Below are 14,486 nucleotides of genomic sequence, written 5' to 3' on the forward strand. Positions count from 1 at the left end.
AGACGCGCGGAGTTAAATCACTGATTTGCCCGACGGCGAAAGTGGAATGTTTTTCGCGCGAGGGCTGGACAGACTTTCGGTGATTTGCCCGTCGGGTTGATTTGTCGCACCGAAAGTCGCCACGTCGTCATTGCGAGCGCAGCGAAGCAATCCATCGCGCCGCTTGTGGAGACATGGATTGCTTCGCTCCGCTCGCAAGTGACGGAAAGTACGGCACCCGTGGGCGCGTCAGCGCAAACGCGGACAGATCAATAACAATACGGCACGCCATCGAGCACCGGGCAGCGCGCCCGCCGCGGGTCGCTTGGATTCTCCATCGGCACAACGCCGTTGCCCTTGCCGACGAACACGCCTTGCCCGACCCTGACCGAGGACCGGTTGCCGACGATCACGCTCGGATGCGGCGAGGTCAGGCTCGAGCGCGTGCCGTCGCTCCAGATGATGGTGTCGCCCGAAAGCACCCCGCGTCGTCCGTCGTCGCAGCTCACATCCGTCCCCGCCTTGGTGCAGCTTTGCGCCAGCGCCGGACCGGCGCCCACAACCGCCACCACGACCAGGCCGAGAATCGCAAATGCCCGCTTCATGCCGCCCTCGACCGCTGATTTGCCTTGCGGTCGTCGGCACGGCAAGGATTCGGGTTCAACAGGCCGAACCCGCGCCCCGATCCCGACCGGCAGCCCCGCCAAAAACCCAAGCTCTTCCAAAAACTTAAGGAAATTTCAGCTTCCACCCGCTCTCTCCCTTGCAAAATCCGCCCCATCCCTTCAAGAGAGGGCGCTTCCGGAGAGATGGCCGAGTGGCTTAAGGCGCACGCTTGGAAAGCGTGTGTGCGGGAAACCGTACCGTGGGTTCGAATCCCACTCTCTCCGCCATTTATGCGAGTTTGTACGCCGGACTACGATTTGGACGGTGTTGCACGCGATATCACGCCGTTGCACACGCAGGGCATTCTAGAGCTTTGCTTAGCGGGTGGTTCAAGGCAACGGTCTCGAAGTGCATAATGCAGACATCTAAAACTGTCTAAGCGGTGAACGAGAGGTGCGAACGATCTCCGCACCTCCCACCAACGGGCTTACAAAAACCCGATAGAAATCCACGGCACTACAGCCACTAGAAGTGTGCCGAGGAGTAAGGCCAGTATGTACGCGACGATCGGACCCATGCCTTCGTCGGGATGAATTCGACTGATCGCGCAGGCTGCGTAATAGCCAACGCCGAAGGGCGGGGCAAAAAGACCGATTCCCATCGCGAGAACGACGACCATCGCATAGTGGACCTCATGGACGCCCACTTGACGAGCAATGGGGAAGAGCAGTGGTCCAAAGAGCACGATGGCAGGAATACCTTCGAGTACACTCCCGAGGATGACGAACGCGATGATGGTGACGATCAGAAATGCCGGCGCACCACCGGGCAAGGAGGTCATGAACTTCGCAAGCCATGCCGAGAAGCCCGACTGGGTCAAAGCCCAGGCCATTCCCGTCGCCGCACCGATGATGAAGAGGATCGCGCCGGAGAGAGCCGCGGTCTCAACCAGCATCGGATAGAGGCGACGCCAGTCAAACTGGCGATAGATGAGAAGCCCAGCCAATATGGAATAGACGATGCCGATTGTCGAAACCTCGGTCGCAGTCGCGACCCCTTCGATAACCGCGGCGCGGATCACAAAGGGAAGGGCAATAGCGGGAATAGCAATCAGAAACGCACGACCAACTTCTCGGCCCGTCGCTCGCTTGACGTGGGATAAGTCCTGCCGACGGTATCGCCACCACACGACCGCGCACAGCCCGATCGCGAGCACGATGGCTGGCAATAACCCACCGGTGAACAGCGCGGCGATTGACACGCCGGTCACCGATCCGATCGTGATCAGCACCAAGGAGGGAGGGATCGTCTCGGTCTGGGCGCCGGTAGCCGCCAACAGTGCGACGAGGTCGCCGCGCTTTGCGCCGCGCTTGGTCATTTCAGGGAAAAGCACGGGCGCTACCGCCGCCATGTCGGCCGCCTTGGATCCTGAAATGCCTGAGACCAAGTACATCGCACCGACCAACACATACTGGAGGCCGCCCCGGACGTGGCCGAGCAGGCTGGCAAGGAACCCGACCATGGCGCGTGCCATGCCTGTCATTTCGATTAACAGACCGAGAAATACAAACAGGGGTACCGCAAGAAGGATGAGATGGCTCGTGCCTTCGTCCATGCGGCCGATGACAACCACGTCGGGCGTGCTGGTGGTCAGCGTGATATAGCCGATGGTTGCCAGGCCGAACGCGAAGGCGATCGGCACCGCCGCAAAAACCATCGCCCCGACGATGAATACAAAGAAGATCAGCAAGTTGAGATTGCCGAGCGGTTTCAGCACCGGCGCTAGTAGCGCCAGAACTGCGACCAGCGATCCCACCGCGACGACGGCCCCAACGAGGTGCTTGAGATTGGCCGTGGCCGCCAGCCTTAGGCTTGCGACGATCAGCATCAGGCCAATTCCGACCGGAAGCGCGGCCGCCCGCCAGGTGTTGACGATGCCCAGTGCAGGAGTGGTGACATAGACTTCGTCGGCCGCGAACTCGTACGCCGGTTGAATGACCAAAAGCAGGAATGCCAACGATGCGGCTGTCGCGAAAACATCGAGGAACAACCTGGCTTCAGGGCGGATCATGCCGATGACCGCCGTCATCCGCATATGTTCGGCTCGTTGGAAAGCGATAACTGATCCCAGCATCGCGAGCCATAGGAATAGAATGCCAGCAAGTTCGTCCGACCAGACAATCGGCGCCTGGAGCACGTAGCGGGAAATGATGCCGACAAAGAGGACGATCACCTCGGCAACGACGAGCAGTGCGGCAGGGACGGCGACGACAGGCTTGAGCGCGCGGTTCACGCTCACGACAATCTTTCGCCATCCGGAGGCCGGTTCGGGAAGGGCAAGAACCGCCCCTTCTATGTGTCCGTGTTCCATGGCGCTCAACCCAGCTTACCGGCGGCTTTCTCGAGCTGCGCCCATGCTTCTTCACCGAATTTGGCTTTCCAGTCGGCATAGAAGCTCGTCTTCGCCAGCGCCTGGCGGAAGACCGATCGGTCGACCTCGAGGAATTGCATGCCCTTTGCGGTCAAATCGTTGCGTAGGGACTCGCTGAGCTTCGCGATATCCGCCCGTTCATCATTCGCAGAGCGATCGAACTCGCGCGTCACGATCTCTTGCACGTCTTTCGGAAGCTTCTCGAAGGCGCGCTTGTTGCCGAGAATCCAGTAGTTGTCCCAAACATGCCCGGTCAGGCTGCAGGTCTTCTGCACCTCATACAAGCGCGCCGTCGCGATGATCGGAAGCGGATTTTCCTGACCATCAACGACCTTGGTCTGCAGCGCGGAATAGACTTCGTTGAAGTTGATCGGTGCCGGACCCGCGCCAAGAGCTAGAAACAGCGAAGTCAAATTCGGAGCAGCAGGGACCCTCAGCTTGAAGCCCTTGAGATCCTCCGGCTTCTTGATCTCGCGCCCCGAGGACGTAATGTGCCGGAAGCCGTTGTCCCACGGCTTTGACACCGCCATGATCGGCGTCTTTGCAATCTGCGCGCGGATATAGGCGCCGAGTTCGCCATCCATGGCCTTCCACACCGCATCATAGTTGGGAAATAGGAAGCCCAGGTTGACGGTGCCGGCGGCCGGTACGAGCGTGGCCAAGATCAGAGAGGAGAGGTTGAAGAATTCGACACTTCCGTTGCGAACTTGTGTCAAGAGATCGGTATCCGAGCCGAGTTGATTGGCGGGGAAAACGTTGATCTCGAGACGTCCGCCGGTCGCCTCCTTGATGCGATCGGCCGCTTCTTTGGCGCGAACGTTTACGGGATGCGTCGGGTCCTGCCCGGTCGCAAGCTTGTATGTGAATTCTGCCGCCGCAGCGGGTCGTGTGAGGATGGCGCAGAACGGGACGGCCGCGCCGGCCAAGAGTAATTTGCGACGACTGATGGCGATCGGTTTACGTTGGGTCATGGGTTCCTCCTTGTTAGTGCGAAGTGGTCTATTCACCGGTAGCGGGACATGATTGCAGCTTCGACCGGCTCTCGGACGCCGGGTTCGGGTAGCAGCCATCCTTCTGCGCGGTGGGGCCGCGCAGCCGATGTTTTTTCGCAGTCGAACGTGACGAAGGGACGATGCGCGCTTAGCGCAGCCACTCCTTGATCTGCCGCGAGACTTCGGCAGTGGAAATTCCGTAGCGATCGTGCAGCGTGGGGAGCGCCCCTGCGGCAAGAAACTCGTCGGGTAGCGCGACCTGACGGAAGGCAGGATGGACTCCCGAACGCATCAGCAGAGCCGCAACCGCCTCCCCGAGGCCGCCGATGGTGGTATGATTCTCGGCGACGACAACGAGGCGACCGGGCTTGCCGGCCTCGCGCAGGATCGCTTGCTCATCGAGCGGCTTGATGGTCGGAACATGCAGCACGGCAGCATCGACTTTGTCGTCAGCAAGCGCTTTGGCGGCTTCCAGCGCGCGCATGGTCATGATGCCCGAAGAGATGATCAGGACTTCCCGCCCGTCGCGGATTAGCGACGCCTTGCCGAGCTCGAAGCGGTAGTTGTATTCGTCGAGCACAAGCGGCACCTGGCCGCGCAGCAGTCGCATGTACACCGGTCCCCGATGAGCGGCGATGGCCGGAACGATTTGCTCGATCTCATGAGCGTCGCAAGGATCGATCACCGTCATGTTCGGTATCGCGCGGAAGAGGGCGAGGTCTTCCGCCGCCTGGTGGCTTGGGCCGTAACCGGAAGTGAGGCCGGGCAAGGCGCAAGCGATCTTCACGTTGCGGTCCTCTTCCGCAATCGTCTGATGAATAAAGTCGTAGGCGCGTCGCGACGCGAACACCGCATAGGTCGTCGCAAAGGGCATGAAGCCTTCGGCCGCCAATCCAGAGGCGGCGCCGAACAGCAGTTGCTCGGCCATGCCCATCTGGTAGTAGCGATCCGGAAACTGCTTCGCGAAGATATGCAGGTCCGTGTACTTGCCGAGATCGGCCGTGAGCCCGACGACCTCCGGCCGGCTCCGCGCCAGTTCGACGAGCGCGTGGCCAAACGGCGCAGGTTTGGTCCGTTGGCCTTCGGCCGCGATCGACGCGATCATTGCAGAGGTAGTGAGCCGCGGTTTCCCGGGGCTAGCTGGGGCTGCCGATTTCATGACCTGTCTCCCGCATCGAGTTCTGCCAGGGCGAGCTGCCATTCGTGCGGCTCAATCCGGATGAAATGGTTCTTTTCGCGCTGCTCCAGGAAAGGAACGCCCTTTCCCATGAGGGTGTCGGCGACGATCACGCGCGGTTGCGGTTCGGGGTGCGAACTCGCTGCGTCAAAGGCCGCCACGACGGCGTCGAGGTCATTGCCGTCGACCCGGCCTACGAACCAGCCAAAGGCTTCGAGCTTGTCGACCAACGGCTCGAATCCCAGCATCTGCTTTGAGGGGCCATCGGCCTGCTGATTGTTAACGTCGATGATCGCGATCAGATTGTCGAGCTTGTGGTGTGCTGCCGACATCATCGCTTCCCACTTCGAACCCTCGTCGAGTTCTCCGTCGGAGAACAGTGTGAAGACGCGACTTTTGGAGCCCTTTCGCTTCAAGCCGAGACCCATGCCGACCGCGATACTTAGTCCGAGCCCCAGTGACCCGCCGGACATTTCCATGCCGGGCGTGTAGGAGGCCATGCCAGACATTGGAAGACGGCTTTCGTCGAAGCCGTACGTCTCCAGCTCGGCTTCCGGGATAATGCCGGCCTCGATCAGTGCGGCATATAGGGCGATGGCGTAGTGGCCGTTGGAAAGAAGGAAACGGTCACGATCTTCCCAGGTGGGCTCCTCGGGCCGGTAGCGCATCGCGTGAAAGTATGCGACCGCTAGCACGTCGGAGATGTCGAGAGCCTGCGCGATGTAGCCTTGGCCTTGCACTTCGCCCATGAGCAGGGCGTTACGGCGAATGTTGCGCGCACGCTGTGCAAGGGTCGGCGTGTTAACAAATGTATTCGTGGACATCCTTCTCTCCATCGCTTCTCTCAGTGAATGAGCATCCCGCCGTTGACGTCGATCACCGCGCCGGTGACGTAGGCGGAAAGGTCCGAAGCGAGGAATGTGTAGATTCCCGCAACATCCTTCGCTTCCCCGAGCCTTCCCAGCGGAATGCCTTCCAGAATCTTCGCCCTCATTTCGTCAGTGAGCTTGCCGGACGTGATGTCGGTGCCGATCAATCCCGGCGTGACGCAGTTGACGCGAATTCCATCGGCGCCAAATTCCCGCGCCATCGCCTTGGCAAGCCCAAGGACGCCCGCCTTTGCTGCCGAGTAGTGCGGTCCACCGAAAATGCCGCCACCGCGCTGGGCTGATACGGACGACATGCACGCAATGGATCCGGACCTGCGCTTCTGCATGTGCGGAATCACCGCCTGAGACAGGAACAGTATGCCCTTGAGATTGACGTCCTGAATCCGGTCCCAGTCGCCCGGCTTGATGTTGAGGAACTTCACCGGCTGGGTAATACCAGCGTTGTTGATCAAGACGTCGATCTGACCGAAGACGCTGGCGACGGTTTCGACCGCTTTCAGGCAAGCGGCCTGGTCGGCGACGTTGCAAGCCACTCCAATATGAGCGTCGCCCAGATCTTTTGCGGCGGCTTGCGCGGCGGGGCCATCGAGATCGAGGATACCGACGCGAGCGCCTTCTTCGGCAAACCGTCTGGCGGTCGCGAGGCCAATTCCGCGCGGCGAAGCCGCACCTGTAATAATGGCTGTCTTGCCGCGAAGCAGCATTCGATCCTCCCTGTGTCTATTCTTCCAAGGCGCTGCGGTAGGCAGCCGGTCCTCTTCACCCCATTCCTAGGTCCGAGGCGCTGCAGGGACAAACGCGCTGTTGTCTTGGATATGTGAATCTGGTTCACTCATAGGCATGCTGCTGTCGAGCATCCCGATCTCGGCGATCCGAGCCTTCGAGGCGGCTGCGCGCACCGGCTCCTTCAGCAGCGCGGCCGACGAACTGCATTTGACTCCGAGCGCAGTCAGTCACGCCATCCGCAAGCTCGAAAGCTCGATGAGCACCACTCTGTTCGAAAGGAGTGCACGTTCCGTCCGTCTGACGCCGGCGGGCGAAAACCTGATGCGTCACGCCGGCGCGGCTTTTGACAATCTGCGCCGTGGCATCGAAGAGGTTGCCGGTCGCGGGCCGCAGCTCTTGAGGGTGCATTGTGCGCCAAGTTTCGCCGCGCAATGGCTGGCCCCGCGATTGACAAAATTCCTCGCTGCCGAACCGCGGCTCGAAGTGAGGCTTGCCGCCAACACCGACTATGCTCGGTTCACCAATGACGACTTCGATCTTGACATTGTTTATGGTCAGCCGCGCGGCGAAGGCGTCGATGTGATACCTCTTGGGGAAGAAACTGTTACCCCGCTTTGCACGCCTGAAGTCGCGAAAAAGATTCGCAAGCCAAAGGATCTTTTGGGCGCGGTGCTCATCCGTTCAGACGTTAAGCAAGTGCAGTGGCATCAATGGTTCACTGCGAACGGACTTGAGCCGCCGGCCATCCACGGAATGCGTTTTGATCGCAGCTTCCTCGCGATAGCCATGGCATGCGGCGGTGTCGGCGTTGCTTTGGAATCGACTCGTCTGGCCGAGCGTGAAATGGCATCTCGCAGATTGGTGGCGCCGTTGGTCGGTCGTTCTGTCGACATTCGATACGTCGGCCATCATCTGGCATTTCCGCGTGCAAGTCGGCAACGCCGCGCCCTGCGAACGTTCGTGGATTGGATCACGTCGGAACTCGCGCTGGCCGATAAGGGTTAGTTCGAGTTGAGTTAGGAAAACCCGCTGGCCATCTGCCAGCCGGTGGCGCAGTGCGCTCTCGCCGCTGTGCATCAATTCCGATCATCGCGCGGCGGCTGCCTTCGGAGGGCAAATGGTCGCCCGACATGCAAGGGACAACGCATCCGACCAGTCCCAAGGATCGTGTTTTGCAGCATCTGTGACCTCGCCGCCACGCTCATTCATACGCCGCACCACGCTGCGTCGCGAAACTGGCATAAGGTACTGTTGTCGATGAAAAGATCTATCAGCGGAAAGAGATTCTGTCGGAGACAAAATACTATCTTCCAGCGTAGCTTAGAGTGTGGGTTTTGGTCTAGGAAAGACAGAAACGCTTTATCTTTCAATGGGGATTGACTGACACTCTCTCCGCCATTTACACGATTTTGTACCCCAAACTACGATTTCGCGCGCTGGGGTTCGTTAGTTGTGCCGAATGCACGCCAGTGGCTTGCATGAGGGACTCCAAGTGATCGTCCCATCAACAAGGATGTGGACGCGCCGATCTTCCAGGTGCCGTTGGGGCGAAGCATCAGCGGCAAATCTTTGGGCGCGATACCGAGCCGTTCGACTAGCTCGCGACCATCGGGCCGCCCGGGTTTGCCGCGCGTTCGTCTCTTCATCGACTCGGTTGCCGCTGTTCTCGGCCCCGGACGGCGTCTTTGGCGGTTGTGCTAATCGATGAAGGCCGCAAGCTCGTCCGGTGTCCCTGAGGGGAAGGCTTCCTTGAGAAAGTCGAGGAACGCGGATACGCGAGCGCTCAGCAATCGGCGCGATGGATAGAGTGCCCAGAGGACGATCTCCGGTCCGTCGACATCACCCCAGTGGACAAGCTTGCCGGCGGCCAGATCGTGACTCACGAGCGACACAGGAAGGCGTGCGGCGCCCACGCCTGCGCGGACCGCATCGCGGACCATGACGATCGACGACAGGCGAAGCACCGGGGCGGTCGTGATCCGAGAGTTTCCGCTTGACGACTTCACATCCCATGCGGATGTCAGATCGCTCACCCCGCGCACCACGGTCGGAACGGCAAGATCGCGCGCAGGACGACTTAGGTCGGGGCTCGCCACCACCACCAGCCGATCACGCATCAGGATTCGTCCGACAAGGGTTTCGTCCGGATCCGGATTGACCCTGATCACCAGGTCATAGCCTTCCTCGATCATGTCGACGGCGCGGTCTTCCGTCGTGACCTCGAGCCGAACCTCCGGGTATCTCAGCGCGAACGCGGCAGCCAGCTTTCCCATCGCGGTCTGCGAGAAAAGCAGAGGCGCGCTGACCCGTAACCGGCCTCGCGGCTTGTCCCCGCCCGAAGCGATAGCCGCCGCCGTCTCGTCGAGCTCGGCGAGCAATGCTCCTGTCCGCTCAAAAAGCGCTCGACCTTCCTGAGTAAGCTTCAGTGTGCGCGTTCCGCGCTCGAACAACCGCAGATCGAGGCTGCTCTCCAGTTCCGAGACTCGGCGGGAGAGCGTCGCTTTCGGGCGGCCGGCGGCCCGGGCGGCCCGTCCAAAGCCTCCATGGCGGGCGACGAGGTTGAAATCGGCGAGGGCCAGCAAATCCATTCGTTCCACCAGTGAGACGATCTGTCTAAATATAGCGTCTATCTGGCTGAATTTGGATCACTAATTTGCGGGGTGTCGCAACCCACCCGGAGTGATCCCCATGACCATCCTCGTTACCGGCGCCACCGGCAATGTCGGCCGCCACGTCGTCCAACAACTCGTCGAGCGCGGCGCCGATGTCCGTGCCCTCGTGCGCGATCCTGCAAAGGCCAACTTCCCGGCAAGCGTTAACGCCGTGAAAGGCGACCTGCTGGACGTCGACTCGCTGCGCAGCGCGTTCTCGGGCGTCTCGACCCTGTTCCTGCTCAACGCAGTGGTGGCGGACGAATTCACCCAGGCGCTGATCGCGCTCAACCTGGCGCGAGAGGCCGGCATCGAGCGCATCGTGTACCTGTCGGTGATCCACAGCGACGTCTACGTGAACGTGCCCCACTTCGCCGGCAAGTTCGGAGTCGAGCGGATGATCGAGCAGATGGGCTTTAGGGCCACCATCCTGCGCCCCGCTTACTTCATGAACAACGATCTCACGATCAAAGACGTCATGACTGGCTACGGCATCTACCCGATGCCGATCGGCAGCAAGGGCCTCGCCATGATCGACGCGCGCGACATCGGCGAGATCGCTGCTATCGAGCTCGTCCGCCGCGAGACGTCCGTCGCGTCGCTTCCGCTCGACCGGATCAATCTCGTCGGTCCGGATGTGCTGACCGGCGCGAAAGCTGCCGCCATCTGGTCGGAGGTGCTGGGTCGCACGATCGCATATCCGGGCGACGATACCGCCGGCTTCGAGAAGAACCTGAGGCAGTTCATGCCGAGCTGGATGGCCTTCGACATGCGGCTGATGAGCGAGCGCTTCCTCACTGACGGGATGATCCCCGAGGCCGGCGACGTCGAGCGTCTGACCGCTCTCCTGGGCCGTCCGCTGCGCTCCTATCGCGACTTCGTCGCCGAGATCACGGCCGCTGCCTGATGGCAGCGGCTTCACCCAAACGCGACAACCAAGGAATACGACCATGATCCATTCGACCGCCACCGTTCCGGTGAATCCGAAAGGCGAGATTCCGCTGACCCGCGCGCAGGTGTGGGAGGGCCTTGTTCTCAAGGCCCGCGACGCCCGGCTGTTTCTTCCGCCCAATCTCTGCACGCGTTGCGAGGTGGTAGAAGAAAGCAAGACGCACATCGTGCGTGAAGCCACGATCGCCGGCGACGATCTGCGCGAGATCATCGCCTTCGAGTCGGAGAAGAAGGTGACCTTCTTCCAAGCCACCGGCCCGCGCGAAGGCGCGATCGTCAACGAACTCTTCGAGGACGAGGTCGGCGCCCTGCAACTGCGGTTCTATTGCTACACGGGGCTGCGCGGCAAGAAGCCGAATGGCCCCGAAGAGCAGGCCGAGCAGGCGCAGTTTGACAGCGACAAGGGCTACAAGGCCGCCCTGCTGTCCACGCTAAAGCGGACCCGCGAATTGCTCGCGGAAACCAAGCTCTGATCATCACCGAACACCGAAACCGCGGCACGACCTCCTGAGAGGCGTCCCGCCATTCAAGGAGGCATCCATGAGCAATCCCACGAACGACAGCACCAGGACTTCCCCATCGAAACTGTTGGTCCTTGGCGCGACCGGCGGCACCGGACGTCTGATCGTCAGCCAGGCGTTGGCGCGCGGACATCAGGTCACCGCGCTGGTGCGTTCAACCCAGAAGGCAAGCGATCTGAAAGGCGCCAAGCTCGTCGTCGGAGACGTCCGCGACGAACAAGCGTTGCGCGAAGCCCTCAGGGGACAGGACGCCGTCGTGAGTGCGCTCGGCACGCCGGCAAGCCCCTTCAGCGAGGTGACGCTGCTCTCGACGGCAACGCGCGCACTGGTGAGCGCGATGAAGGCCGAGCACGTGTCCCGCCTGGTTTGCATTACGGGGATCGGCGCCGGCGACAGTGCCGGACACGGCGGCTTTCTCTTCGACAACTTGATCTTTCCGCTTCTCCTGAAGAAGGTGTACGCCGACAAGAACCGCCAGGAAGCCATCGTCAGAGACAGCGGGCTCGACTGGATTCTCGTTCGGCCCTCCGTCCTGAATGACCAGCCCAGCCGCGGTTCGGTCCGGGCCCTGACGGATCTCTCCGACTTCCATGGCGGAAGCATATCGCGACAAGACGTTGCGGCGTTCGTCCTGGATCAACTGCGAGCCGATGTCTGGCTGCATCGTGCTCCGTTGATCACCTGGTGAACGCGATTCCGCACACCGTCTGGTCCGGAACGCGTACGAGTGCGCGGAATGCGGGCTTGACTATGCTGGCGTTCATGATGTGGGGCGCGCCAAGCGGGGTCGGCATCATTCTGCGCGTGGAAGCCATCATCCCCGTAGGCGACATGCTGCTCATTCTTGCAGAAGGCCCCACGAAAAGCGCCTTCGGTATGCACGGTCTCACGGCCGTGATCATGGTCGAAGTGCTAGAGTTGGAGGCAATGCATCGCCGCGAGCAACGTGGCGCTTTTCTCGGCTGGAGCGGTTTGCTGTCCGACAGAAAGTCGATAATATAGCGATAATACGTGAGTTTTGGTATCAGGAAGGGCTCAGTGACCAAGGAACGAGAGTTGCCTCTCATCGCCCTTCGGGCGTTCGCCGTCGCCGCACGTGCGCACAGTCTGAGTTCCGCGGCGAAAGAACTCGGGGTGACTCACGGAGCGGTTAGCAAGCAAATTCGGTCCCTCGAGAGTTGGCTGGGTCAACACGTATTCACGCGTGAGGGAAGGGGCCTTACGCTGACCCCCTATGGCAAGATACTCGCAGAACAGTTGGGGCAATCCTTCAAGGATATCGGAGCCGCTTGCGAGTACGTGAGACGCCAGCGAAGCAAGACGGTTCTTGCCATAGAGGCACCCTCCACATTCGCAATGTACTTTCTGATGCCCCGATTGAGACGCTTCGAGGTGCGCAATGCCAACGTGTCGGTTTGGATTTCAACGCGCATGACCGGCGAGACCCCCGACATATCGGCCAATGATTTAGTGATAACGAGAGGCACAGCGGAGCGGATTGGATCGTACCTCAAGGATACCACGGCACTTTTCACCGAGAACCTTACCCCTGTCAGCGCGGAGGTCCTCTTGCAACGTCGCCCCGTTAAGAAGCCGGCTGATATCCTCAAGCATTCTCTGATCACATCGGCAACGCGTCCGGGGCACTGGGAAGCGTGGCTGCAGGAGGCCGGGGTCCGCGATTATCTGCTTGAAGGCGGCCACCGATTTGATCACATGTTCGTCGCGATGCATGCGGTGCGCGAAGGATTGGGGTCGATTGTAGCACCCAAAGAGTTCTTCGCTGGCCCGAGCAGATGGAAGCTGCGCTGTCCGCTCCCAGGCATCGCTGTGAAAGGAGAGCAGTACTTCGCGCATTCTACTTCGAGAGCTGATCCGCGACATGTCAATCGCGTCGTGGATTGGCTGAAAGAAGAGATCGGGAAGTAGCGCACCCACGAAACGTGCCGGTCAATCTTGTCCGGCGCCGGCGGATTTCTGCGTGCCAGAAGATTGAGTTCGGACGTCTCTCCGCAAAACGATTTCGCGGATGTCCTCTGCTGGCTGGGACAGTTACTAGAACTCACATATAGGTGCATTTAATTCGATTGAAACTCTCGCTCGCGAGCGGGAATGTGCCGCCATGCACGATTTGCCCACCCGAGCCTTATCCATGAACCAACGCCTCGCGCCCTCGCAGAATCCCGCTACGGGAGTCGACGTGAACGGAAGATTTTATGCTGCGCCCAAGCGTCCCACCGTCGTGGTGTGTGTCGACGGTTTCGACCCCGCTTATCTGGAGCATGGCATTGCGAACGGCACGTTGCCCACGATGAAGTCCTTCAAAGAACATGGCTTTGTTGCAATCGCGGATTGCTCGATGCCGAGCACGACGAACACCAATAATACGTCAATCGTCACCGGCGTGCCGCCGGTCGTGCATGGGATCAACGGAAACTATTATCTCGATGCGGAAACTGGCAAGGAGATCATGGTTACCGACGCCAAACGCCTTAGGTGCGGCACCATCCTCGGTGCATTGAGTCGGGCTGGCGTAAAGACGGCTGTTGTGACCGCGAAAGACAAGTTGCTGAAGGTACTCGCTTACGAGATGAAGGGGATCAACTTTTCCTCGGAGTACGCAGGCAAAGCCAATCTGAAGGAAAACGGTATCGATAACGTCGAAGAATTGGTGGGGCGCACTACGCCGGACCAATACTCGGCAGATCTCTCGCAGTTCGTCTTCGACGCCGGTGTCAAGCTCCTGGCGACTGAGCATCCAATGCTCATGTACCTGTCGACCTCCGACTACGTCCAACACAAACATGCGCCGGGCGAGCCCGAAGCTGACGCGTATCATCAGGCTGTCGACGAGGCGATCGCGTCCCTCATCTCGCTTGGAGCAACTGTTGCGATTACTGCAGATCACGGGATGAACGACAAGTCTGCCAAGGATGGCACTCCCAATGTCGTGTACCTCGAGGACGAATTGAACTCACGGTTCGGCGACGGCTCGGTGCGCGTGATTTGTCCGATTGCGGATCCATTCGTTCGTCATCACGGGGCGCTCGGTTCCTTTGTTCGGGTGCACCTGCGAAAGCCTGGCGATGTCCACGCGATGATTGCCTTTGCCAAGACGTTGCCGGGAATCGAACTCGTCTTGGATAAGCAGCAGGTATGTAGGCAGTTCGAACTGCCCATCGACCGTGAGGGAGATTTTGCGGTCTTCAGCGATCGGCACACCGTGGTGGGCGCTCGACAGGAGGATCATAATCTCAGCCAGTTGGCCGGCCATCGGCTGCGCTCGCACGGTGGCCTCGGCGAGCAGAAGGTGCCGTTCCTGATTTCGCGTCCGATCAGCGAGCAATACAAGGAAAAGGCAAAAGCCGGACCGCTGCACAACTACGACATTTTCGATTTCGCGCTGAACGGAGTTGTCGACTAGACAGCAAAGCGCCAATCGAGAGCGGCGGTCCGTAGCTGCGCGAACCGCTGATCGTTCCGTCCGTCAATGTCTATCCCTACAAGCACGCGATAGGCTTCCCAAAGGTTTTGCAAGGCCGTCCGGCGCAACACGCAGGGG

The 14,486-nt window shown here is 60.4% G+C and carries 13 protein-coding genes, 1 tRNA gene and 1 pseudogene; 8 read left to right on the forward strand and 7 right to left on the reverse strand.

Annotation, left to right across the window (positions count from 1 at the left end; all coding sequences use genetic code 11):
- Positions 1 to 248: 248 nt before the first annotated feature.
- Positions 249 to 584 (reverse strand): hypothetical protein, encoded by a 336-nt coding sequence (locus AC5ZGW_RS14930; RefSeq protein WP_130226746.1) that lies wholly within the window; start codon positions 582 to 584, stop codon positions 249 to 251.
- A 198-nt stretch (positions 585 to 782) separates the two neighbouring features.
- On the opposite strand from AC5ZGW_RS14930, the gene AC5ZGW_RS14935 reads away from it, so the two are divergent.
- A tRNA-Ser gene (locus AC5ZGW_RS14935) sits at positions 783 to 872 on the forward strand.
- A 200-nt stretch (positions 873 to 1,072) separates the two neighbouring features.
- On the opposite strand, the gene AC5ZGW_RS14940 is transcribed toward AC5ZGW_RS14935, so the two are convergent.
- From AC5ZGW_RS14940 to AC5ZGW_RS14960, 5 genes are all read right to left on the reverse strand, one after another.
- On the reverse strand, positions 1,073 to 2,956 hold the full coding sequence (locus AC5ZGW_RS14940) for a TRAP transporter large permease (RefSeq protein WP_165435280.1): 1,884 nt from the start codon (positions 2,954 to 2,956) through the stop codon (positions 1,073 to 1,075).
- Between the two features lie 5 nt (positions 2,957 to 2,961).
- Entirely contained in the window at positions 2,962 to 3,987 is a 1,026-nt protein-coding gene (locus AC5ZGW_RS14945; protein WP_130226744.1) for a TRAP transporter substrate-binding protein, read from the reverse strand.
- Positions 3,988 to 4,156: 169 nt separating this feature from the next.
- Positions 4,157 to 5,167 carry a transketolase family protein gene (locus AC5ZGW_RS14950; RefSeq protein WP_130226743.1) on the reverse strand — a complete coding sequence of 337 codons (1,011 nt, stop codon included), beginning with the start codon at positions 5,165 to 5,167 and terminating at the stop codon, positions 4,157 to 4,159.
- Entirely contained in the window at positions 5,164 to 6,009 is an 846-nt protein-coding gene (locus AC5ZGW_RS14955; protein WP_130226753.1) for a transketolase, read from the reverse strand. The genes AC5ZGW_RS14950 and AC5ZGW_RS14955 overlap by 4 nt, the downstream gene beginning before the upstream one ends.
- A 20-nt stretch (positions 6,010 to 6,029) precedes the next feature.
- A complete protein-coding gene (locus AC5ZGW_RS14960) occupies positions 6,030 to 6,779 on the reverse strand; it encodes an SDR family NAD(P)-dependent oxidoreductase (RefSeq protein ID WP_130226742.1) in 750 nt (249 codons plus the stop codon).
- A 139-nt stretch (positions 6,780 to 6,918) separates the two neighbouring features.
- Between AC5ZGW_RS14960 and AC5ZGW_RS14965 the strand changes: the two genes are divergently transcribed.
- Positions 6,919 to 7,806 carry a LysR substrate-binding domain-containing protein gene (locus AC5ZGW_RS14965; RefSeq protein ID WP_130226752.1) on the forward strand — a complete coding sequence of 296 codons (888 nt, stop codon included), beginning with the start codon at positions 6,919 to 6,921 and terminating at the stop codon, positions 7,804 to 7,806.
- A gap of 692 nt (positions 7,807 to 8,498) precedes the next feature.
- Here the strand turns inward: AC5ZGW_RS14965 and AC5ZGW_RS14970 are convergent.
- Positions 8,499 to 9,389 (reverse strand): LysR family transcriptional regulator, encoded by an 891-nt coding sequence (locus tag AC5ZGW_RS14970; RefSeq protein WP_130226740.1) that lies wholly within the window; start codon positions 9,387 to 9,389, stop codon positions 8,499 to 8,501.
- 100 nt (positions 9,390 to 9,489) lie between these two features.
- Between AC5ZGW_RS14970 and AC5ZGW_RS14975 the strand changes: the two genes are divergently transcribed.
- The 6 genes and pseudogenes from AC5ZGW_RS14975 to phnA all read left to right on the forward strand — a co-directional run bounded on the left by AC5ZGW_RS14975 (position 9,490) and on the right by phnA (position 14,348).
- A complete protein-coding gene (locus tag AC5ZGW_RS14975) occupies positions 9,490 to 10,359 on the forward strand; it encodes an SDR family oxidoreductase (RefSeq protein WP_130226739.1) in 870 nt (289 codons plus the stop codon).
- A gap of 43 nt (positions 10,360 to 10,402) precedes the next feature.
- Entirely contained in the window at positions 10,403 to 10,876 is a 474-nt protein-coding gene (locus AC5ZGW_RS14980; RefSeq protein WP_130226738.1) for an SRPBCC family protein, read from the forward strand.
- A 67-nt stretch (positions 10,877 to 10,943) separates the two neighbouring features.
- Positions 10,944 to 11,612 (forward strand): NAD(P)-dependent oxidoreductase, encoded by a 669-nt coding sequence (locus AC5ZGW_RS14985; RefSeq protein WP_130226737.1) that lies wholly within the window; start codon positions 10,944 to 10,946, stop codon positions 11,610 to 11,612.
- A gap of 50 nt (positions 11,613 to 11,662) precedes the next feature.
- Positions 11,663 to 11,836: pseudogene (locus AC5ZGW_RS14990) on the forward strand (DUF4267 domain-containing protein); the annotation flags it as partial.
- Between the two features lie 126 nt (positions 11,837 to 11,962).
- Entirely contained in the window at positions 11,963 to 12,853 is an 891-nt protein-coding gene (locus AC5ZGW_RS14995; RefSeq protein ID WP_028166607.1) for a LysR substrate-binding domain-containing protein, read from the forward strand.
- A 223-nt stretch (positions 12,854 to 13,076) separates the two neighbouring features.
- On the forward strand, positions 13,077 to 14,348 hold the full coding sequence (gene phnA / locus AC5ZGW_RS15000) for a phosphonoacetate hydrolase (protein ID WP_130226735.1): 1,272 nt from the start codon (positions 13,077 to 13,079) through the stop codon (positions 14,346 to 14,348).
- Positions 14,349 to 14,486 lie beyond the last annotated feature (138 nt).

This window comes from Bradyrhizobium sp. Crot121, from assembly GCF_059512385.1.